Source organism: Nocardioides sp. LMS-CY (genome assembly GCF_018732145.1).
Lineage (GTDB): Bacteria > Actinomycetota > Actinomycetes > Propionibacteriales > Nocardioidaceae > Nocardioides > Nocardioides soli.
Window position 1 is genome coordinate 4,394,586 of record NZ_CP076104.1, and the last position, 20,680, is coordinate 4,415,265.

General features: G+C 71.9%; 24 protein-coding genes. 9 read left to right on the forward strand and 15 right to left on the reverse strand.

All coding sequences use genetic code 11. The features are described from left to right. Positions 1-15 precede the first annotated feature (15 nt). Positions 16-297, reverse strand: coding sequence for a hypothetical protein (locus tag KM427_RS20805; RefSeq protein WP_183591703.1), 282 nt, complete (start codon positions 295-297; stop codon positions 16-18). Positions 298-309: 12 nt separating this feature from the next. Continuing rightward, a complete protein-coding gene (gene mca, locus KM427_RS20810; protein ID WP_215527705.1) occupies positions 310-1,161 on the reverse strand; it encodes a mycothiol conjugate amidase Mca in 852 nt (283 codons plus the stop codon). Between the two features lie 144 nt (positions 1,162-1,305). Here mca and KM427_RS20815 point away from each other — a divergent pair, with 144 nt between their 5' ends. From KM427_RS20815 to KM427_RS20825, 3 genes are all read left to right on the forward strand, one after another. Further along, positions 1,306-1,704 (forward strand): DUF4307 domain-containing protein, encoded by a 399-nt coding sequence (locus KM427_RS20815; RefSeq protein WP_215525168.1) that lies wholly within the window; start codon positions 1,306-1,308, stop codon positions 1,702-1,704. A 224-nt stretch (positions 1,705-1,928) separates the two neighbouring features. After that, positions 1,929-2,438: a transcription elongation factor GreA gene (gene greA, locus KM427_RS20820; RefSeq protein ID WP_183591705.1), complete on the forward strand. Its 510-nt coding sequence runs from the start codon at positions 1,929-1,931 to the stop codon at positions 2,436-2,438. Positions 2,439-2,611: 173 nt separating this feature from the next. Further along, positions 2,612-3,853, forward strand: a complete 1,242-nt coding sequence (locus KM427_RS20825) for a serine protease (RefSeq protein WP_183591706.1) — start codon at positions 2,612-2,614, stop codon at positions 3,851-3,853. A gap of 56 nt (positions 3,854-3,909) precedes the next feature. On the opposite strand, the gene ilvA is transcribed toward KM427_RS20825, so the two are convergent. From ilvA to KM427_RS20850, 5 genes are read right to left on the reverse strand one after another with little or no spacing between them, the layout of a single operon-like run. Further along, a complete protein-coding gene (ilvA, locus tag KM427_RS20830) occupies positions 3,910-5,124 on the reverse strand; it encodes a threonine ammonia-lyase (protein ID WP_183591707.1) in 1,215 nt (404 codons plus the stop codon). Further along, a complete protein-coding gene (locus tag KM427_RS20835; RefSeq protein WP_215525169.1) occupies positions 5,117-6,487 on the reverse strand; it encodes an AI-2E family transporter in 1,371 nt (456 codons plus the stop codon). Before KM427_RS20835 ends, ilvA begins: the two co-directional genes overlap by 8 nt. A 47-nt stretch (positions 6,488-6,534) precedes the next feature. Next, positions 6,535-7,698 (reverse strand): cystathionine gamma-synthase, encoded by a 1,164-nt coding sequence (locus tag KM427_RS20840; RefSeq protein WP_215525170.1) that lies wholly within the window; start codon positions 7,696-7,698, stop codon positions 6,535-6,537. A 14-nt stretch (positions 7,699-7,712) separates the two neighbouring features. Continuing rightward, on the reverse strand, positions 7,713-8,081 hold the full coding sequence (locus KM427_RS20845; protein WP_183591710.1) for a type II toxin-antitoxin system death-on-curing family toxin: 369 nt from the start codon (positions 8,079-8,081) through the stop codon (positions 7,713-7,715). A 3-nt stretch (positions 8,082-8,084) separates the two neighbouring features. Then, complete coding sequence (locus KM427_RS20850) at positions 8,085-8,285, reverse strand: ribbon-helix-helix domain-containing protein (protein ID WP_215525171.1); 201 nt, start codon at positions 8,283-8,285, stop codon at positions 8,085-8,087. A 116-nt stretch (positions 8,286-8,401) separates the two neighbouring features. Here KM427_RS20850 and msrA point away from each other — a divergent pair, with 116 nt between their 5' ends. Further along, the gene (gene msrA / locus KM427_RS20855) at positions 8,402-9,076 is read left to right on the forward strand and encodes a peptide-methionine (S)-S-oxide reductase MsrA (protein WP_215525172.1); all 675 of its coding nucleotides are present in this window, start codon (positions 8,402-8,404) and stop codon (positions 9,074-9,076) included. A gap of 79 nt (positions 9,077-9,155) precedes the next feature. On the opposite strand, the gene KM427_RS20860 is transcribed toward msrA, so the two are convergent. After that, entirely contained in the window at positions 9,156-10,328 is a 1,173-nt protein-coding gene (locus tag KM427_RS20860; protein WP_183591713.1) for a cytochrome P450, read from the reverse strand. Positions 10,329-10,409: 81 nt separating this feature from the next. Here KM427_RS20860 and KM427_RS20865 point away from each other — a divergent pair, with 81 nt between their 5' ends. Both KM427_RS20865 and KM427_RS20870 read left to right on the forward strand, forming a co-directional pair. Then, positions 10,410-11,051, forward strand: a complete 642-nt coding sequence (locus tag KM427_RS20865) for a TetR/AcrR family transcriptional regulator (protein ID WP_215525173.1) — start codon at positions 10,410-10,412, stop codon at positions 11,049-11,051. Positions 11,052-11,082: 31 nt separating this feature from the next. Next, the gene (locus tag KM427_RS20870; protein ID WP_215525174.1) at positions 11,083-11,445 is read left to right on the forward strand and encodes a VOC family protein; all 363 of its coding nucleotides are present in this window, start codon (positions 11,083-11,085) and stop codon (positions 11,443-11,445) included. Between the two features lie 2 nt (positions 11,446-11,447). Here KM427_RS20870 and KM427_RS20875 read toward each other — a convergent pair whose 3' ends face one another. Further along, complete coding sequence (locus tag KM427_RS20875; protein ID WP_215525175.1) at positions 11,448-12,842, reverse strand: TolB-like translocation protein; 1,395 nt, start codon at positions 12,840-12,842, stop codon at positions 11,448-11,450. Positions 12,843-12,980: 138 nt separating this feature from the next. Here KM427_RS20875 and KM427_RS20880 point away from each other — a divergent pair, with 138 nt between their 5' ends. Both KM427_RS20880 and KM427_RS20885 read left to right on the forward strand, forming a co-directional pair. After that, positions 12,981-14,315: an ABC1 kinase family protein gene (locus KM427_RS20880; RefSeq protein ID WP_183591717.1), complete on the forward strand. Its 1,335-nt coding sequence runs from the start codon at positions 12,981-12,983 to the stop codon at positions 14,313-14,315. Positions 14,316-14,380: 65 nt separating this feature from the next. Next, on the forward strand, positions 14,381-14,764 hold the full coding sequence (locus KM427_RS20885; protein ID WP_183591718.1) for a VOC family protein: 384 nt from the start codon (positions 14,381-14,383) through the stop codon (positions 14,762-14,764). Positions 14,765-14,848: 84 nt separating this feature from the next. On the opposite strand, the gene KM427_RS20890 is transcribed toward KM427_RS20885, so the two are convergent. The 4 genes from KM427_RS20890 to KM427_RS20905 are packed head-to-tail and all read right to left on the reverse strand — an operon-like array spanning position 14,849 to position 17,336. Further along, the gene (locus tag KM427_RS20890) at positions 14,849-15,583 is read right to left on the reverse strand and encodes a VOC family protein (RefSeq protein WP_215525176.1); all 735 of its coding nucleotides are present in this window, start codon (positions 15,581-15,583) and stop codon (positions 14,849-14,851) included. Beyond that, a complete protein-coding gene (locus KM427_RS20895; protein ID WP_183591720.1) occupies positions 15,580-15,894 on the reverse strand; it encodes a pyridoxamine 5'-phosphate oxidase in 315 nt (104 codons plus the stop codon). Before KM427_RS20895 ends, KM427_RS20890 begins: the two co-directional genes overlap by 4 nt. Then, positions 15,891-16,538, reverse strand: coding sequence for an IMPACT family protein (locus tag KM427_RS20900; protein ID WP_252274722.1), 648 nt, complete (start codon positions 16,536-16,538; stop codon positions 15,891-15,893). Before KM427_RS20900 ends, KM427_RS20895 begins: the two co-directional genes overlap by 4 nt. Positions 16,539-16,556: 18 nt before the next feature. After that, positions 16,557-17,336 carry a sulfite exporter TauE/SafE family protein gene (locus tag KM427_RS20905; RefSeq protein ID WP_215525177.1) on the reverse strand — a complete coding sequence of 260 codons (780 nt, stop codon included), beginning with the start codon at positions 17,334-17,336 and terminating at the stop codon, positions 16,557-16,559. A gap of 142 nt (positions 17,337-17,478) precedes the next feature. On the opposite strand from KM427_RS20905, the gene KM427_RS20910 reads away from it, so the two are divergent. Further along, the gene (locus KM427_RS20910; protein ID WP_183591723.1) at positions 17,479-18,159 is read left to right on the forward strand and encodes a hypothetical protein; all 681 of its coding nucleotides are present in this window, start codon (positions 17,479-17,481) and stop codon (positions 18,157-18,159) included. A 51-nt stretch (positions 18,160-18,210) separates the two neighbouring features. Here KM427_RS20910 and KM427_RS20915 read toward each other — a convergent pair whose 3' ends face one another. Beyond that, complete coding sequence (locus KM427_RS20915; protein WP_215525178.1) at positions 18,211-18,489, reverse strand: CBU_0592 family membrane protein; 279 nt, start codon at positions 18,487-18,489, stop codon at positions 18,211-18,213. Positions 18,490-18,625: 136 nt separating this feature from the next. Beyond that, a complete protein-coding gene (locus KM427_RS20920; RefSeq protein WP_215525179.1) occupies positions 18,626-20,677 on the reverse strand; it encodes a vWA domain-containing protein in 2,052 nt (683 codons plus the stop codon). Between the last annotated feature and the right edge of the window lie 3 nt (positions 20,678-20,680).

Here is a 20,680-nt window from a genome sequence, read left to right on the forward strand (position 1 = left end):
TGGTTTTCGCGCAGGTCAGGCGCCGTTCTGGGCGGTGTCGTCCTTGCGGTCGGGCTCCACCGTCGGCATCGGGGTCGGCTTCTTGTCCGACGGGTCGTAGAGTCCGGCCTCCTCGGCGGCCTCGGCCTTGCGCAGCTGCTTGACCAGGCTGAAGCCCAGGAAGGCGACCGCGAGGATCAGCCCGATGAAGATGGCGAAGGCCAGCCACCCGGCCTTGACGTCCTTGGCCTCCGGCACCTCGTCGACCAGAGCCACGACGTACGAGAGCACCTGCGGGACGGCGGTCAGCACCTGCATGGGTCCAGTCTCTCAGGAGGGGGTATCGATGCCGGCGAAGAGGTCGTCCTCGGGGGTCCGAGTGGTGACCCGGCTCTCCACGAGCTCGAAGTCCTCGGTCGGCCAGACCTCGACCTGGAGCTCGCGCGGGATCGCGAACCAGAAGCCGTCGGGGTCGATCTGCGTCGCGTGCGCGAGCAGCGCCTGGTCACGCACCCCGAAGTAGTCGGAGCAGGGCACCCGCGTGGTGATCCGCGCGTCCCACTCGGGCTCGGGCTTCCACTCCTGGAGGCGCTCGGCGTAGGGCGACTCGAGGCCATGGGCACGCATCGCCTCGTCGATCGCGAGCATCCGCGGCCGGTTGAAGGAGTGGTGGTAGTAGAGCTTGAGCACCTGCCAGGGCTCGCCGAGCTCGGGGTAGCGCTCCGGGTCGGCGGCTGCGGCGAACGCCTCGACGCTGATCTGGTGGCACTTGATGTGGTCGGGGTGCGGGTAGCCGCCGCGCTCGTCGTACGTCGTCATCACGTGCGGGCGGAACTCGCGGATCAGCTTCACCAGCGGCGCGGTCGCCTCCTCGAGCGGCACCAGCCCGAAGCAGCCCTCGGGCAGCGGCGGCTTGGGGTCGCCGTCGGGCCAGCCGGAGTCGACGAAACCCAGCCAGTCCTGGCGGATCCCGAGGATGTCGCGGGCCCGCTCCATCTCCTGGCGCCGGATCTCGGTGATGTTCTCGAGGATGTCGGGCCGGTCCATCTTCGGGTTGAGGATCGACCCGCGCTCGCCGCCGGTGCAGGTGGCCACGTGCACGTCGACGCCCTGCGCGACGTACATGGCCGTGCTGGCCGCGCCCTTGCTCGACTCGTCGTCGGGGTGGGCGTGAACATGCATGAGCCGATACCCCTCGCGGGGTCGGCTGGCGGGCGCGGAGGGGTGCTGGCTCACCGGGCAATGGTAGGGGGTGCCCCTCCGGCACCGGTCGTCGCGCAGCGGGCCGGTGCCGGAGCGTCACCCCCAGGATGGGACGATCTGGGGGTGAGCCAGACGACCGATCTCGCCGAACGCTACGGCGCGCCGTCGCCCCGGCGCCGCCAGGCGCTGATCGGCGTCTGCGTGGTCGTCGTCGCGGCGTTCGCGGGCTGGCTCGGCTGGGCCATCTGGGACCAGTCCACGCCGGAGGCGCGCTCGGATCTCGTGGGCTACCGCGTGGTCGACGAGCACCACGCGGTCGCGACCATCGAGGTGCGGCTCTCCGACGACGACGTCGAGGCCTCGTGCACGCTGCGCGCGTTCGCCGAGGACCACAACGTGGTCGGGGAGCTGGTGTTCACCCCCCAGCACGGGCGCAACGAGCAGGACGTCCGCACGGAGCGACGCGCGACCTCGGTCGAGCTGCTCGGCTGCACGACGGCGGAGCAGCGGCGACCGCGCTGACCGGTCGTCACCCCGACCGGGGACCGTCGGTTTCGACCTGCGCTCCCCGCGGCCGGTTGTTAGACTTGTCGTTCTGACGCTCCCGCAGGGCCGTCGACGAGCGGCCCGAGCGCAAATCGCACACGATCAGATCAGTGCGGCGCCGTTCGACGGCACTCAGGGCGGGACACCACCACCGGCGGAACCGATTTCCGCCGTACCTCGATGTAAGCAGGAGTTACCCGATGACGCAGGCAGCAGAGCAGGGCAAGGTCTGGCTGACCCAGGACGCCTTCGACAAGCTCAAGCAGGAGCTGGAGGACCTCAAGGGCCCCCGGCGCCAGGAGGTCATCGCCCGCATCAGTGCTGCCCGCGACGAGGGCGACCTCAAGGAGAACGGCGGCTACCACGCCGCCCGCGAGGAGCAGGGCAAGCTCGAGGGTCGGATCCGTCAACTCGAGGACATGCTGCGCCGCGCCGAGGTCGGCGAGACCCCGCCCGACGACGGCGTCGTCGAGCCCGGCATGAAGGTCACCTACAAGTTCGTCGGCGATGACGACGACGAGACCGAGACGTTCCTGCTCGGCGCCCGCGAGATGGAAGACGTCTCGGACGGGCTCAAGGTCTACTCGCCGCAGTCCCCGCTCGGCACCGCGATCATCGGCGCCAACAAGGGCGACACCGTCTCCTACGAGGCACCCAACGGCAAGATGCTCCAGGTCGTCATCGTCGACGCGGTGCCGTTCACGAACTGAGCCCGCACGGCCCAACCCCTGGTCCAGGCCGGGCTCCGGCGCACGCTCGTGTGCCTGAGCTCGGTCTGGACCAGTTGCGCCCCAAATAGGGCATTTGCCCCGGAACCAGGGGCATCCGCGGTCGTCCCATCGTCTAGTGGTCTCGTCATGCCCCTGGGAAAGGACCACCGACGATGTCGTTGTCGTTGACGAGACCGCTGCGCCGCCTGCTGGCACCGATCCTGGCACTCGCCGTTGCCGGATCCCTGGTGGCCGCCGCTGCCCCCACGAGCGCCGCCGACGGCGGCACTAAGAGACCGGACATCGTCGGCGGCGGCACCTCGAGCACCGCCAAGTTCCCGTGGCAGGTGCGGCTGGAGATCCAGACCAACGAAGGAGTCGGGCTCTGCGGAGGTGCCATCGTCCACCCCCGGATCGTGCTCACCGCCGCGCACTGCCTGGTCAATAGTCAAGGTCAGCCGGCAGTTCAGGCGGCGCGCGCCTACTTCGGCCGGGACCAGGCGACGGCCGGCGGCGTCACCGCTGATGCGAGCTTCTATGACGTCGCGTCCGGCTACAACCACAACGCCACCGACAACGACTTCGGCCTGCTGTACTTCAGCAGCGCCATTCCAGCCGCTTATGCACCCATCAAGATCGCCGGGCCCACCGAAGGAGCCCTCTGGCGCGCTGGCCGTACTGCGACGGTGGCTGGATTCGGCAACGTCTCCGAAGGCGGCCAGACCAGCCCCACCCTGCAGGAGGTCGCGATGCCCATCCATGCAGACGCAACCTGTACGAGCGCCTATGGTTCACGCTTCTTCGCCTTCAGTATGTTGTGCGCTGGTGCAGTCGAGGGTGGCAAGAGCACGTGCCAGGGCGACAGCGGGGGGCCACTGGTCGTGCCCGGCGACAACGGCGTCTGGCGCATCGCCGGGATCGTGAGCTGGGCCGAGGGCTGCGCGCGCCCCAACCGACCTACCGTCTTCACCCGGATCGCCGACCCGGCGATGAGCGCTCGCGTGATGTCCCAGGTGCAGCAGTTCAAGACCGCTCAGCCATCGCTCTTCCCCGGCCTGGAGTCCACCATCGACATCATCGGCTCCGGCGCGGTCCCGCTCGGGTGCAGCGCGGCGAACGGCGCGGCGGCGAGCGCCGCGAGCGCGGTCGCGTCCGCGCAGGCCGCGGCCACCCAGGCCGCCACGAAGCTGACGAAGGCCAAGAAGAAGCAGAAGAAGGCGACCGCCACGCTGAAGAAGCTGAAGAAGAAGCACGCCGCCAAGAACAAGATCAAGAAGGCCACCGAGGCGAAGAAGAAGGCCAAGAAGAAGGCCAAGAAGGCGCAGGGCGCGGCGACCAGCGCCCAGAGCAACCTGTCCTCGGCCCAGGCGGCCAGCGCCAACGCGGCGGCGGCCGCGACCGGCGCCTGCTCCTAGCACGACGAGTCGGCGCAAAGTGACCCACCTCAGCGGGTGACTTTGCGCCGGCTCGGCTACTCGTAGACCCGGTAGCCGTGCTCGCGCAGGCGGCTGAGCAGCTGCTCGGTGTGCGGGGTGCCGCGGGTCTCGAGCTGGAGGTGCACCTCGACCTCGTCGACGTGGAGCGTGGGCGAGATCCGCTCGTGGGCGACCTCGAGCACGTTCGCACCGACCGCGCTGACCTCGCCCAGGAGCTGCGCCAGGCCGCCGGGCACGTCGGGGATGAGTACCCGCAGGTTCAGGTAGCGCCCGGCGGCGGCCATGCCGTGCCGGATCACCTTGCCGAGCAGCAGCGGGTCGATGTTGCCGCCGGAGAGGACCGCCACGGCGGGCGTCGCGAACGCGGTCGGGTGCTCCAGCAGGGCCGCCACGGCGGCGGCTCCGGCCGGCTCGACGACCAGCTTCGCCCGCTCGAGCGTGGCCAGGACGGCGCGCGCCAGCGCGTCCTCGCTCACCGTGAGGATCTCGTCGACGTGGTCCCGCACGGCCGCGAACGTGATGTCTCCCGGCCGGCCGACCGCGATGCCGTCGGCCATCGTCTTCATCGACTCCAGCGCCACCGGCGCGCCGTGGGCCAGCGAGCCGGGGTACGCCGCGGCGCCCTCCGCCTGCACGCCCACGACCCGCACCTCGGGCCTGAGCGCCTTCACCGCGAGCGCGATGCCGGCCAGCAGTCCCCCGCCACCGGTGGGCACCAGCACCGTCTCAACGTCGGGCGTCTGCTCGAGGATCTCCAGGCCGGCGGTGCCCTGGCCGGCGACGATGTCGACGTGGTCGAAGGGGTGGATCAGCACCGCCCCGGTGCGCTGGGCGAAGGCCTGCGCCTCCACGAGCGCGTCCTCCAGGTAGCGGCCGTGGAAGACGACCTCCGCGCCGTACCCCCGGGTCGCCTTCTCCTTGGGGATCGGCGCCCCCTCGGGCATGAAGACCGTGGCCTTGATGCCCAGCAGCTGCGCGGCGAGCGCGACGCCCTGGGCGTGGTTGCCGGCCGACGCGGCGACGACGCCGTGCGCCCGCTCCTCGGCCGAGAGCCGCGAGATGCGCAGGTAGGCGCCGCGGGTCTTGAACGAGCCGGTGCGCTGGAGGTTCTCGCACTTCAGTGAGACCGGGCCGCCCGCCAGCGCCGAGAGCCAGCGGGACTCCTCCATCGGCGTCTCGATCGCGACGCCGCGCAGCACCTCGCGGGCCGCGCGGATGTCGGCCAGGCCGACGGTCGGCACCTCAGTCATCGTGCGTCTCCTCGCCGGGCGCCGCGGACGTCGCCCCCATCTCCTCGTAGTCCTCCGCCAGCTCCTCGACCGGATCGTCGCCGACCGAGGTGTTGGAGGCCAGGTGCTGGATCACGGCGTTGAGCGCCGCGGCCAGGGGTACGGCGACCAGCGCGCCCGCGATCCCGGCGACCAGCACACCACAGGCGATCGCGACGATCACGCCAAGGGGGTGCAGCGACACCCAGCGGCCCATCAGGAAGGGCTGCAGGACGTGGCCCTCGAGCTGCTGGACCCCGATCACGACCCCGAGCATGATCAGCGCGGTGATCGGGCCCTGGTCGACCAGCGCCACCAGCACCGCGACCGTGCCGGCGATCGTGGCACCGATCATCGGCACGAAGGCGCCGAGGAAGACGAGCACGCCGATGGCCAGCACGAACGGCACCTGCAGGATCGCCGCGCCGATCATGATGCCGATGGAGTCGACCGCGGCGACGATCACGGTCGCGCGCACGAACTGGGTCAGCGAGATCCAGGCGACCCGGCCGGAGCCGTCGGTGTGCTCCCGGGCCGCGCGCGGGGCGAGCCGGACCACCCAGCTCCAGATCCGCGCGCCGTCGGCGAGGAAGAAGTACGTCGAGAACAGCACGATGAAGAAGCCCGCGACCACGTGGCCCAGCGCGGCGCCGACCTCCGTCACCTGCCCGACGACGTCCTCGCCCTGGGCGTAGCCGCGCAGCCCGTCCTGCGCCCGGTCGATGTACTCGTTGATCTGGGAGTCGCTGGCCTGGAGCGGACCGGTCTTGAGCCAGCTCTTGATCTCGTCGAGGCCCTTGACCGCCTGCCCCGCGAGGTCGGTGGCGCCGTTGGCCACCTGCTGCCCGGCGAACGTGAGCAGCGCGACCACGAAGCCGATGCCCGCGATCACCACGAGCAGCGCCGCCAACCCCCGCGGGAAGCCGACCCGGTCGAGACCGTCGACGACCGGGATCGCCAGCGCCGTGATCAGCAGGGCGATCGCGAGCGGCACCGTCACGACGGCGAAGAACGCGACCAGCCAGAGCAGCAGGTAGCCCGCGCCCGCGATGACCAGGAACCGCCAGGCCCAGGCGGCCGTGAGGTCGAGACCCCAGGGCACCTGTGCGCGGCTGAAGTTCGACCTGCCGCCGGTCACGGTGACGGGGACGGGCTGGGCCCGGCGCTCGTCGCGCAGCTGCGCCCACTGGTGGGCCAGGCGCGCGGCGATCCCCTCCTCGCCCTCCTGCTGATCGTCGTCGGGCCGCTGCCGCAGATGAATGAGCGGCAGGCGACGCCGACCCGGGTCCCCCTCCTCCGATCCGGGGGTGGGGACGTCGTCGGGCCCGTCAGCGTCATTGCTCACGGCGACAACTTATCCCCGAGCCCTCCGCGGTCGGCGTCTCTCGACGGTCAGCCGAGGGCGCGTTCCAGGTCGGCCACCAGGTCGTCGGCGGTCTCGATGCCGACGCTGAGCCGCACCAGGTCGGCCGGCACCTCGAGCTCGGTGCCCGCCACGCTGGCATGGGTCATCCGGCCGGGGTGCTCGATGAGCGACTCGACGCCGCCCAGCGACTCCCCGAGCGTGAACACCTCGGTGCGCTCGCAGACCTGGAGGGCGTGCTGCTCGCCGCCGGTGACGCGGAAGGACACCATTCCGCCGTACCGCCGCATCTGCCGCTGGGCGACCTCGTGCCCGGGGTGGGTCTCGAGTCCGGGGTAGATCACGTCGCCGACCTTCGGGTGGCTGGTCAGGAAGTCGACCACCCGCTCGGCGTTGTCGCAGTGGCGCTCCATCCGCAGCGCGAGCGTCTTGAGGCCGCGCAGGGTGAGCCAGGAGTCGAACGGGCCGGCGACGGCGCCGATGGCGTTCTGGTGGAACTCGACCTGCTCGGCGAGGTCGAGGTCCCTCACGACGAGCGCGCCGCCGACCACGTCGGAGTGGCCGCCGCAGTACTTGGTCGTCGAGTGCACGACGACGTCGGCGCCGAGCGTGAGCGGCTGCTGGAGGTACGGCGAGGCGAAGGTGTTGTCGACGACCAGCAGCGCCCCGGCGTCGTGGGCGACGGCGGCGAGCGCCGCGATGTCGCCGATGTTGAGCAGCGGGTTGGTCGGCGTCTCGATCCAGACCAGCTTGGTCTCGCCGGGCCGGATCGCCCGCGCGACCGCGTCGGGGTCGGAGACCGGCGCCGGGCTGTGGTCGAGACCCCAGGCCTTCTCGACCTTGTCGAAGAGCCGGAAGGTGCCGCCGTAGGCGTCGTCGGGGATCACGACGTGATCGCCGGGACGGCAGGTGGCCCGCACCAGGGTGTCCTCGGCGGCCAAGCCGGACGCGAACGCGAACCCGCGCTCCCCCTCCTCCAGCGCCGCGATGTTGCCCTCCAGGGCGGTGCGGGTCGGGTTGGCGGAGCGGCTGTACTCGTAGCCCCCGCGCAGGCCGCCGACGCCGTCCTGCTTGTAGGTGCTGGTCGCGTAGATCGGCGGGATCACCGCGCCGGTGGTCGGGTCGGGCTCGTAGCCCGCGTGGATCGCCCGCGTCTCGAAGCCGGCCTTGTGTCGGTGCTGCTGCTCACTCATGACTGGGAGGCTACTCAGCGCTCGACCAGCGCCGCAGCCAGCACCCGAGCGATGTCCTCGACGTCGGCGGAGCCTTCGGCGACGCTCATCACCAGATCGAAGGCCTCGTCGTCGGTGAGGTCGACGCGGTAGCCGTTGACGTCGAGCAGAGTCGCGGTGCCGAACCAGGCCAGTCTCTTGTTGCCGTCGACGAGCGCATGATTGCGGCAGATCGAGTGCAGGAGCGAGGCCGCCTTGAGCTCGATCGACGGATACGCGTCGTCACCGAACAGGCTGGTCCGCGGTCGCGCCACTGCCGACTCCAGGAGGCCCACGTCGCGCACCGGCCCGGCACCGAGCTCCCTGGTCAACCACAGCAGATCCTCCAAGTCGAGGTACTCCACGACCTAGGCCTTGCCGAGTCGGTCCAGCACCGGCCCCCACTCCTCCATCACCCGCTTGGCGCTCTCACTCACCCGCTCGCGGTGAGCACTCCGGTCGCGCCGCTCCAGCACCGCGCGCCGAATCACCTCCTGCTTCGAGACCCCCTCCTGCTGCGCGAGCTCGGTCAGCGCCCGATCGAGCTCCTCGTCAGTGCGTACCGTCATGGCCATACCCTCGATGGTATCGATCTGGTACCACGCAGCCAATCACGTCGGGAACGGACCCGCCACCTCGGTTGTTGGACACTGTGGACGAATCCCCCGACCGAGAAGGAGTGCCTGTGTTCCTCACACGCAAGGCCGAGATGGTCGCCCCCGAGCAGACGCTCGCGGGCCGCGCCGAGCGGACGTTCCCGATCGCCGAGCGGCACCGGGTCCTGGACGCGCCGGTGGTCACCGACCCCGAGACCGGCGGGATCCCGGACGGCTACCAGGTGGCGCTCTTCGGCCTCGGCTGCTTCTGGGGCGCCGAGGAGATCTACTGGCAGATCCCCGGGGTCTGGTCGACCTCGGTCGGGTACGCCGGCGGCACGACGCCGCACCCGACGTACGACGAGGTCTGCACCGGGCGCACCAACCACACCGAGGCCGTGCGGATCGTGTTCGACCCGGCCACGGTCTCGTACGCCGACCTGGTCAAGACCTTCTTCGAGATCCACGACCCGACCCAGGGCTACCGCCAGGGCAACGACGTCGGCACCCAGTACCGCTCGGCGATCTACTGGACGACACCCGAGCAGGAGCGGGTCGCCCGCGAGCTGACCGCCGCGTACGGCGCCGAGCTCGCCCGCCGGCGCCTCGGCGACATCACCACCGAGATCCGGCCCGCCGCCCCCCTCGACGACGGAGCGCCGTACTACTACGCCGAGGACGTGCACCAGCAGTACCTCGCCAAGAACCCCCACGGCTACCGGTGCCACGCCAACACCGGCGTGAAGTTCCCCGAGACCGCCTGAGCGCGCGCGACTGGCGCCATCCCGCCCCCTGACAGGATGACGCCAGCCCCCGCACGACTCCCGAGCGTCGCCTCGCGCGTCACCGAACCGGCAGTGACGCGAACCCCCTGACGGGTCCCGAGCTGAGTCGTTCGGCACCGGCCAGGTCCGCCTCCCAGCGGAAGCTCCGGTCGCCGAGGAGCGTCTGTAGCGCGATCCGGGTCTCCAGGCGGGCCAGGGCCGCCCCGAGACAGAAGTGGATGCCGCGGCCGAACGCGATGTGCTCGGGGCGACGGTCGATGTCGAAGACCTCCGCGTCGGCGAACACCCGCTCGTCGCGGTTCGCCGCGCCGAACAGCAGCAGCACCGTGTCGCCGGGCCGCATCCACTGCCCGTGCAGCTCGACCGGCCTGGTCACCGTGCGCGAGAGGCCCTGGACCGGCGAGTCGTAGCGGAGCAGCTCCTCGACCGCGCCCGGCACGAGGCCCGGGTCGTCCGCGAGCCGCTCGCGGCTCTCGGGGTGTGCGGCGAGCAGCACGACGCCGTTGGAGAGCAGGTTGGTGGTCGTCTCGTGCCCGGCCACGAGCAGCAGCAGGCAGAAGCCGAGGAGCTCCTCCTCGCTCAGGTACTGGCCCTCGACCTCCGCCTGGACGAGCGCCGTCATGAGGTCGTCCTCCGGGTAGGCCCGGCGTTCGGCGAGGAAGGACGCGAAGTAGTCGTAGAGCGCGGTGGCCACCTCCACGCCCAGCTGGCCTCGACTGGGATTGGACTGGACGAAGGTGGTGGACCAGGCTCGGAACCGGTCCCGGTCCTCCCGCGGGACGCCGAGCAGGTCGGCGATGACGATCGCCGGGAGCGGCCCGGAGAACGCCGAGACGAAGTCCCAGTCGTCCTCCAGGGGGACCTGGAAGAGAAGGTCGGCGGCGATGCCCTCGATCGTCGTCTCGAGCGCCGCGATGCGACGCGGCGTGAAGGCCCGGCTGACGATCTGCCGCAGCTGGGTGTGCCGGGGCGGGTCGCTCATCACCAGCATGGGCAGGAGTATCGCGGTCATGTCCACGTCGGCCGGGGTCGGGAAGATGCCCGACGCGGAGGAGTACGTGATCGGGTCGGTGAGCACCGCGGCCACGTCGTGGTAGCGACTGAGTACCCAGCAGCCCGCCGCCGGGGACCAGTACAGGGGCGCACGATCGCGAAGCTCGCGGTAGGTGGCGTACGGGTCCGCGATCACCTCCGGATCGAACGGGTCGTACCTCAGCTCGTGGTCGGACATCGGCGGCTCCCCTCGGGCCGGAGGTCGTACCGAGCATTTGGAGTGCTCGTTTGTACTACCAGTACAACATACGATGTGGCCATGCGGAAGCTTCCGGCCAAACTGGCCAGCCAGCTGTACGACGCGGCCGAGCTGATCGCCGAACGGGGCCTGGACGGCACCAAGATCGATGACATCGCCGAGGTCACGGGCATCCCCAAGGCGACGATCTACTACCACCTGGACGGCAAGAACGGCGTCCTGGAGTTCCTCCTGAGCGACCTGCTCGACTTGATCGCCGGCGCCGTCGGGGTGGCCGTGAGCGGACCCGAGGACGCCCGGACCCGGCTCGAGGCCGCGATCGTGGCGCAGCTCGGCGTGATGCTCGAGCACCCGTTCCTGTGCCGCGCCCTGGTGGGCGACCTGGGCCGCGCGACCCGGCTGCCCGAGCTCGCGGTCGCGATCCACAGCACCTTCTACGAGCCGATCGAGCGGCTGCTCGCCGAGGGGGTGGCCGACGGGTCCCTGCGCCGGGTCGCCGATCCGGCCACCGTCGCCATGAGCGTCTTCGGCGCCATCACCATCGCCGGCCTCAGCGTCGCCGTCGAGGGGCCGTGCGAGAGGCCGGTCGAGGAGGCCACGCGCCTGGCCGCCGCGATCGGCGAGCTGATCCTCAGCGGCCTCGCGACCCACCCCGCCGCCCACGACGGCCCCGACGGCCCCGACTGCCTCCGAGACGGCTGAGGTCCGCGCGGGCGGGGTCTACCGTCGACGGATGGCCATCGCTCGCTTCCCGACCTTCGTCTACGACTGCCCCGACGCCGGCCGACTGGCCCGCTTCTACGCCACGCTGCTCGGCTGGGACGTGCAGGAGGACCCCGGCGGCTGGATCGACATCAGGCCCGCCGACGGCGGCTCGTGCATCTCCTTCCAACAGGTCGAGGGCTACCGGGCGCCCGAGTGGCCCGGCCAGGAGCGGCCCCAGCAGCTCCATCTCGACGTGGTGGTGCCCGACCTCGACGCGGCCGAGGCCGAGGTGCTGGAGCTCGGGGCGACCCGGGCCGCGCACCAGCCGGGCACGACGTTCCGGGTCTTCCTCGACCCCGCCGGGCACCCGTTCTGCCTGTGCACCCAGTGACGTCAGCGGCGCACCTTCGCGGTGGCCTTGCTGGTCACGACCTTCGTCGGCAGCTGCGGTGCCGTCGCCGTCACCCGCACCGAGATCCGGCGCCCACGGTCGGCGGCCTTGAGCCGATACCGCTTCGCGGCCCCCGCTCCGCCGGCGACCGGCTTGCCGTTGCGCAGCCACCGGAACGAGACCTTCGCCGGCTGCGGCGCGAGCCGCGGCGCCACGGCACGGAGCACCCTGCCCACCTTCGCGACCCCGCGGACCTGCGGTCCCTTCACCACCGAGAACGCCGCCGGACCGGGCTGCGGCCCCGGGGTGGGGTTCGGACCCGGCTGGGGGCCCGGCTGGGGGCCCGGCTGGGGGCCCGGCTGGGGGCCCGGCTGCGGACCCGGCTGCGGACCCGGGAGGGGCGCGGGCCCCCGCGCCGGGTCGAACGGCGTGGCGGACCAGTCCGGCCCCTGGGCGTTCGGGATCAGCAGGCTCGGCGCGGGGCAGCCGGTGCTCACGTCCGCCCCGGCCGCCCAGACGCCGCCACCCTGCTGCCAGGCGACGGTCGTGCTGTCCGGGGAGAACGTCGGGCTCGCCTGGCCCGCGGCCGCGGCGGTCTGGCAGGCCAGCACCGGCGCGAGCGGCGCCGGCCCGGAGCGGGCGTTGCCGCGAACGCCGTACCGCGCGATCCGGGTCGACGCCCCGGACCCGCGTACGCCGGCGAGCCAGCGGCCGTCCGGCGAGAGCTCCACGTCGTCGAGGTCGGTGGCCTCGCTCCAGTGCACGGTCTCGATGTCCATGAACCACGAGCGCGGTGCCAGGTGGAGGTCCTTGAACATCGCCAGGTCGTCGTCCAGGTTCATCTGGATCGTCCGGCTGTCACCCACCCACGACGGCGACCACAGGTAGGTCTGGCCATAGGTCATCGGCAGGTCCATCGTGTCGGTGCCGGTGATCGCGGTGACGGCGTGGTCGCGGCACTGCTCGCCGGGGACACAGCCCCAGACGCTGATCGTGTAGGCCACCAGCAGGCCGTCCGGCGAGATCGCGGCCTGCCGGATCGGCCCGTCGATCTCCCGGTTGAGAGCGGGGCTCATCAGGCCCGGCGGGTCCAGCCGGTTGCGCACGCTGCCGTTCTGGCCCAGGAAGACGATCTCGCTCCCGTGGCCCGCGGCGATCGTGCCGTCGTCGGACTGCGTGGGCGAGACGTACGGCGAGGCCGCCGTCCCGTCCTGGGTCACCTGGTGCACCGACGTGCCGTCGCCGCTCGCCACCCAGACGTTGTGGCCCCGGACGAAGACGATCGATCCGGTCGCCGCGAGTGTCTCCGTCGGCTCGGCGACGGCACCGGCGGTCGGCACCAGCAGGGCCGTGGCGATCAGGACGGCCGGGACGACCCGGCGGATGTGGCGGCGCATGCTCCTCCTCGAGACGGACGACCTCCCACCGAACCCCGGCCACGGCCCGGCCCGGCAGGGGTAGGTGTCCCGACTCGTCGGGCGGGCGCGCCGCCGGAAGCCGCCCGGTCCCACCACCGGTTTGGAACAATCGAGGCCATGACCGAGCTGCCCCGCAAGGCCGTGGCGCGGACGGCGAGGCTCGCCGCCCTGCCGATCGGGTACGCCGGGCGCAGCGCGCTCGGGCTCGGCAAGCGGATCGGCGGGAAGCCGGCGGACGCCGTGCTGTCCGAGATCCAGCAGCGCACCGCCGAGCAGCTCTTCCGCACGCTGGGCGAGCTCAAGGGCGGCGCGATGAAGTTCGGCCAGATGCTGTCGGTGCTGGAGTCGGCCTTCCCGGAGGAGCTGGCCGAGCCCTACCGCGACCAGCTCACCAAGCTCCAGGACGCCGCTCCCCCGATGCCGACCGCGACCGTGCGGGAGATCCTGGCCGCCGACCTCGGCGCGGACTGGCGGGACCGGCTCGTCTGGCTCGACGGCGGGCCGACGGCCGCGGCGTCCATCGGCCAGGTGCACCGCGGTCGGTGGGCCGACGGGCGCGACGTCGCGGTCAAGGTGCAGTACCCCGGCGCCGGCGACGCGCTCCGCTCCGACCTGCGCGCGATCTCCCGGGTGGCCCGGACGGCGGCCCCGCTCGTGCCCGGGCTCGACCTCAAGCCGCTCGTCGAGGAGCTCCAGGCCCGCGCGGCCGACGAGCTCGACTACGACCTGGAGGCCGAGGCACAGCGCACCTTCGCGGCGGCGTTCCGCGACGACCCGGAGATCGTGGTGCCCGACGTCGTCGACGTCGGTGCCACGACGCTGGTCACCGAGTGGCTGGAGAGCCCCGCATCGCTCGCCTCGATCATCGCGAGCGGCACGCCGGAGGAGCGCGACCACTACGGCGAGCTCTTCGTGCGCTTCCTCTTCAGCGGCCCGGTGCGCACCGGCATGCTGCACGCCGACCCGCACCCGGGCAACTACCGCATCCTCCCCGGCCCCGACGGCGAGCCGGGCCGGCTGGGCGTGCTCGACTTCGGCGCCGTCGCCCGACTGCCCGAGCGGGGCCTGCCCGAGGCGATGGGCCGGCTGCTGCGGATCGCCGCCGACGAGGACGAGGACGGGCTGGTCGCGGGGCTGCGCCGCGAGGGTTTCATCAAGGAGCGCATCTCGGTCGACGCCGACCAGGTGCTCGACTACCTGGCGCCGTTCGTCGAGCCGACGAGGACCGAGCGGTTCCGGTTCAGCCGTGCTTGGATGCGCACCCAGTTCACCCGGATCAACGACCCGCGCAGCCCGGCGTACACCGTCGGCATGAAGCTCAACCTGCCGCCGTCGTACCTGCTGATCCACCGCACCTGGCTCGCCGGTCTCGGCGTGCTGTGCCAACTGGAGTGCGAGGCGCCGTTCCGGCAGATCCTCACCGACTCGCTGCCCGGCTTCGCCGGCGAGTGACCCGAACTGACGATTGTCGGCACCCACCGCCGGGCGCACGCTGGAAGGTGGCCCAGGAGGTTGCCATGACACTGACCGACAGTGCCGTCGCGGTCATGCTCCCCGTCGGGGACGCCGCGCGGGCGCAGGACTTCTACGAGAAACGCCTCGGACTCGCCTTCGACGGCGCCGGCCCCGGTGGCGAGCTGATGTTCCGCCTCACCGGGGGCTCCCACCTCGCGCTCCGCCCGCTCCCCGACGTGCGGCCCTCCCCGAACACCGCGATGAGCTTCGAGGTCGGCGACATCACCAGCGAGATCTCCGACCTCGAGTCGCGCGGGGTGCAGTTCGAGGACTACGACCTGCCGGACCTCAAGACCGTCGACCACGTCTTCGACGACGGCGCGATGAAGGCCGCGTGGTTCCTCGACCCCGACGGGAACATCCTCTGCCTCCACCAGCCCGCGTAGGCCGCCTCGGTCGCCCGGGACGTCATACGTTGCGAGGAAGCGGATCCTCGCAACGTATGACGTCCCGGCGCCTCCCGGCTCGGCTCAGCGTGGCGATCGCCGCGTGACGCAGTAGGCCAGCCCGGTGGGGTCGGTCAGCACCGTCCACCAGTCGTGCCGGGCGGCCAGCGACGCGCCGAGGCCGAGGTGCCGCTCGACCTCGCGGTCGCGGTCGTCGGCGGACAGGTCGAGGTGGGCGGTGACGGCCGGCTGCTCGCCGTCGAGCCGCTGGATCAGCCAGCGCAGCGGCTGGTCGTCGGGCGGCTGCAGGCGCGCGAACTCGGGCGACACCGACGCGTCGAGCTCCCAGCCGGTGAGCACGCGCCAGAACTCCACCTCGACGTCGTACGCCGAGGGCGGGATGTCGAGGCAGACCTGGTCGACCTGGGAGCGGCCGCCGGGCCAGATCGCGGGGCGCGGCCGGGTGCGCGCTGGATGGTCGACGAAGCAGAACACGAAGCCGCCGGGCGACCGCAGCACGACGTACCCCTGCTCGTGCCGGACCAGCACGTGCCCGCCGAGCTCCACCGCGGCCTCGGCCGCGATCGTGGGCGCGGGGACGTGCAGGTCGAGGTGGATCCGGCTGGACCCGTCGCCGAGATGCTGGACCCGGAGGTAGCCGTCGCCGTCGGGCGGCACGAGCGTCGCGAAGTGGTCGCGCTCGCCCCGCGGCGCGGAGACGTCGTAGCCGGTCACTCCGCGCCAGAAGGCGATGCCGCGGGCGAACGTACCCGGCGCGAAGTCCAGGAACGCGCTCACCCAGGAGGGGGTGGTCGTCATGACACCGGCTTGTGGAGCACCGCGCCGGTGGGGGTGATCACCACGTCGTCGCCGTCGGCGACGGCGGTGCCGTCGACGAGCAGCGTCATGCCGGGGTTCGCGAGCGGCGGGAAGAGCAGCGTCACCGGCGGATGGGCGCCGACGTTGGCGACCGAGCCGCGGCCGGGCGTGGGCACGCGCAGCACGCCGTCGGCGGGCACGGCGCGCACGGAGACGGCCTTCACCAGGCCGTCGCGCGAGGTGAGGAGGTAGCCCCGGTCGTACTCGGCGAGCCGGTCCGGGAGGTCGGCAAGGTCGACGACAACACTCATGAAGTGAGGCTATCGACCCAGCGCTCACCCGCCACCGTGGTCGTCGCGGCGCCGGCCGTGAGCTCGGCGAGCAGCGCGGCGAGCCGCGGCTCCTCGCCGGGGAGTACGCCGAGCGTCAGGGCGACGCGGGCGTCGTACTGCCGGTCGAGCACGGCGATCCCGCGGGCGCGCAGGTCGCTCTCGACGCGGCCGGCGTCCGCGTGGTCGAGCTCGAGGAGGTGCTCGCGCACGAGGGTGCGGCGCAGGGTCCCGGCCTCGGCGAGCGCGGCCCGGACGGCGTCGCCGTACGCCCGCACCAGGCCGCCCGCGCCGAGCAGGGTGCCGCCGAACCAGCGGGTCACGACCGCGACCGCGTCGCTCACCTCGTGGCCACGGAGCACGTCGAGCATCGGCGCACCGGCGGTGCCGGCCGGCTCGCCGTCGTCGGAGGAGCGCTCGACGGGCACCAGCGACGCACCGGGGGCGTGCTGCTGGATCCGGAACGCCGAGCAGTGGTGCCGAGCGTCCCAGTGCTCGCGGCGCAGTCCGTCGACGACGGCCCGGGCCGCGTCCTCGGTCTCGACCCGGCGCAGGGTGCACCGGAAGCGCGAGCGCTTCACCTCGATCTCGGCCTCCGCGTCGCGGGCGAGGGTCAGGTAGCTCACCACGTCGTCACCACGTCGTCACCACAGCCCCACCACGTCGCCGCCGATCCGGACGATGAACGCCGAGACCACCACGATGAAGAAGATCCGCACGAAGCGGGCGCCCCGGGCGACGGCGGTGCGCGCGCCGACGTACCCGCCCACGATGTTGGCCGCGCCCATGACGAGCGCGACCTTCCACACGATCGCGCCCTGCGGCGCGAAGACGAGGATCGCCGCGAGGTTCGTCGCCCAGTTGGCGAGCCGCGCCTTGGCCGACGCCTCGAGGAAGCTGTAGCCCAGCAGGCCGACCAGCGCGAACACGAAGAAGCTGCCGGTGCCCGGGCCGAGCGCGCCGTCGTAGAAGCCGATCGCGAGGCCGGTGGCCATCGCGGCGGCCAGGTGCCGGTGCCCCGCGAACCGCAGCGCGGTCTGCTCGCCGAGCTGCGGCTTGAACAACACGTACCCGCCGACCACGATCAGGGCGACCAGCACGATCGGCTCGAACGCCGAGCGCGGGATCTGGCTGGCCACCAGTGCGCCGAGCGCGGACCCGACGAAGGCGAGCGCCATCAACGGCAGGAACGTCCGCGGGTCCGGCCTGATCCGGCGGTAGTACGTCGCCGCGCTGACGCTGGTCCCGCAGAACGAGGCCACCTTGTTCGTGGCCAGCACCTGCACCGGCGCGGCGTGCGGCATCCCGAGCAGGAGCGCCGGGAGCTGGATCAGGCCACCCCCGCCGACGACGGCGTCGACGAAGCCCGCCGCGAGCGCGGCCAGGCCCAGCAGGGCGAGCACGGTCGCGGAGATGTCGTCCATCCCGGCTATTCTCCGACCTGGTCGGATCGGCTCCCAGTCAGGTCCCAGTGATTCCCAAGTTGGACTCGCCAGGCTGCTCGGCGCCGGGTGATCCCGGCCCCGATTCCTCCGGACCACACCGGACAAACGAGAGAGAGAAAACATGTCCCGCCGCTGGCTGAGCCGCGCACTGATCGCGCTCGTCGTCCCCGCCGTCACCGTGCCCGTCCTCGCGACGTCCGCCACCGCTGCCGGTGCTGCGAAGGTCCCCTCCGTCGAGGCCACCGCCAAGATCTACCCGCACGTCGGCACCAGCTCGGAGTCGACGTCCAAGGTCTACGGCCCCGGCAAGAAGTGCGGTCAGCAGAAGGTGGTCAAGGGCGCGAGCCAGACGACCGCGGCGTACTCCCCCGACTACACCGCCCCCGAGTACGCCTCCGGCGACCCGTCGCTCTACGAGACGACCGGTGAGCGGCCGAGCGTCTACGCGACCGCGATCAAGTTCAAGAACGCCAAGGCCGCGATCGCCTACCTGCACGGCTACCAGAAGTCCGCGAAGAAGTGCCCGGTCACGGTCCCCGGCGGCGGCGCCGGTGGCGGCAAGGTCGACTGCAAGAGCTCGATGAAGAAGATCGGCTTCAAGCTGGGCAACGAGCGGTGGGGCTACCAGATGAAGGCCACCTGCACCATCGCCGGCCAGGCCACGACCATGGTCACCAACTCGCTCTTCGTCCGCTCCGGCAAGCACGTCGTCTACACGGGCGCCACGTCGATGGACCAGACCGCGCCGTCGATCCCGAAGTCGGTGCAGTTCACGAAGCTCGCGCTGAAGACCGTGGCCTGAGCACCACCTGACCACCACAGTCTCCGACGGGGTCGGGTGCCGGGCAGCGCGCTATGCGGCGTGCTCCGGCACCCGGCCCCGTTTTCCGCGTGCGGCCCGCAGCAGGCCCACGATGCCGATCCCGACCCAGACCACGTTGAGAGCCGCGGACGGCCAGGCGCCGTAGTAGGCGGAGTTGACCATCAGGAACGCACCGCCGAAGAGGTTCATCAGCTGGAACATCAGGCTCGTCCCGTGCAGGCGGCCGGCCGTCACCAGCGCGTAGGCGCCGATGAGGAGCGCCATGCCGAGCCAGCCGACGACGTTGACGACGATGACGGTCAGGTCCACGCGGTCATCCTGCCCCTTCGGGGCCGATCCCGGGACCTGCGGGGTTTCGGCTGCTGGCAGCCGAAACCCTCACGGCGCGCCGCGTCGCACCGGCGTGTCCCGCGGGTTCTGGCTGCTGACAGCCGAAACCCGCACGCTACTGGTCCCCGACCCAGAAGCCGCGGCCGCCGAACCAGTCGCCGTAGCCGCCCCCACCCCACGGGCCCCCGCGGCCGCGGGCGCCCAGGTAGGAGCCGACCACCGCGGCGCCGAGGTCGTCCAGCTCGGGTGCCACCACCCGGCCGTCGACCCGGTGCGCCATCTGGTCGATGAACCGGGCCAGCCCGGGGTCGTCGCCGAGCCGGAAGAACGTCGTCTGCGCTCCCAGCCGCCCGGCGTTGTCCAGCTCGCGGATGGCGTACGCCACCGTGAGCGGGTGCGGCGGGTAGGAGAAGTAGACCTCGCCGCTCGGCTCGAGGTGCGAGGTCGGCTCGCCGTCGGTGACGATGAGCAGCACCGGCTGCGCGTTCGGGTGCTTGCGGAAGTGCCGGTTGGCGAGCAGCAGCGCGTGGTGCAGGTTGGTGCCCTTGTCCCACATCGCGTCCAGCGCGGTGAGCTGCTCGATCTCCATCACCTCGGCGTGCCGGCCGAAGCCGATCAGCTGGAGCGCGTCGCCGCGGAAGCGGGAGCGGATCAGCGTGTGCAGCGCGAGCGCGGTGCGCTTCATCGGCACCCAGCGGCCGTCCATCGCCATCGAGAACGACGTGTCGACCAGCAGCGCGACCGCGGCCTGGGTGCGGGCCTCGGTCTCCTGCACCTCGATGTCCTCGACACTGAGCATCGGCACAGGGGCGGTTCCTGAGGAGCCGAGGGACGAGGCGTCTCGAAGGGCGGCACGCCTGAGCACGCCGTTGAGCATCGTGCGCGGCACGTGCCACGGCTCGGTGTCGCCGAACTCCCAGGCCCGGGTGGCGCCGGAGAGGTCGCCGGCGGCGCCGGCCCGTTGGAGCTCGCGGTTGCCCTGGCGTCCGGACATCCGCTCGGCGACGTCGCGCAGCAGCGCCTTGCCGAGCTGGCGCATCGCCTTCGGCGAGAGGCGGTACTGCCCGTCGGAGCCGCGCTTGAGGTAGCCGGAGTCGCGCACTGCCTTCTCGAGCCGCTGCAGGGTGCGCGCGTCGACCGCGGCCTCGTCGCCGAGCTGGCGCGCGAGCTGGTCGAGGTCGAGGTCGTCCATCCGCGCGCCGTCGTAGGACTGCGAGAGCTGCTCGGCGAGCTGGTCGAGGTCGGCGAGGTCCTGGAAGACACCGGTGCCGTCGCCCAGCCCGAGGCCCTGCTCGCCGCTCAGCTGCTCGGAGCCGCCCCAGTCGAGGTCGGGGCGCAGCGACTGCAGGTTGTCGTCGAGCCGGCCGAGCTGGTCCATCAGCTGCGGGGAGCCGAAGGCCTGCGCGGAGAGCTCCATCAGCTCCTGGCGCTGCTCGGGCGACATGGAGTTGAGCATCCGTTGCGCGGCGGCCGAGCGCTGGGCGAGCGACTCGAGGAGCTCGTCGATGTCCTGCGGATTCTCGGGGAAGAAGTCCCCGTGCTTGGCCATGAAGTCGTCGAAGTCCTGCTGGGTGTCCTCGCCCCTGCCATGCTTCTCGAGCAGCTCGTTGAGGTCGCCGAGCATCTCGCTGACGGCCGCGCGGTCCTCGTCGGTGGCGCCCTCGAGAGCCTGCTTCATGCCGGCGAAGCGCTGGTCGAGCAGCTCGCGGCCGAGCAGGTCCTTGATCTTCTCGTAGTCCTCGCGGGCCTCGCGGCTCTGCCAGTCGTACGACGAGAGCTCGCCGACCGCGGCCGCGGTGTTGGGCGGCAGGCTGTCGAGCTGCATCTCGCGGAGCGCCCGGTCGCCGTCGTCCATCATCGCGTCGCGGGCGAGCTGCTTGCGCTCCTCGAGGACGGCGCGGTCGAGCAACTCCTTGATCTCCTGGAGCGTGCCGTCGAGGTTGTGTCGCTGGGTCAGCTCCCGCCGCCGCTCGGCGACCCGGCGGGCCAGGTCGTCGAGGCCGCTCTGGTCGCGGCCGCCACGGCGCAGGAACTCGCGCATCGCGCGCTCGGGCGAGTAGCCCGCCATCACGTCCTCGCCGATCGCGTCCAGCGCCTCGGCGAGGTCGACCGGCGGGGCCAGCGGGTCGCCGCCCTCGTAGCGCTTGAAGCGGGTGCGGTCCTTCATCGG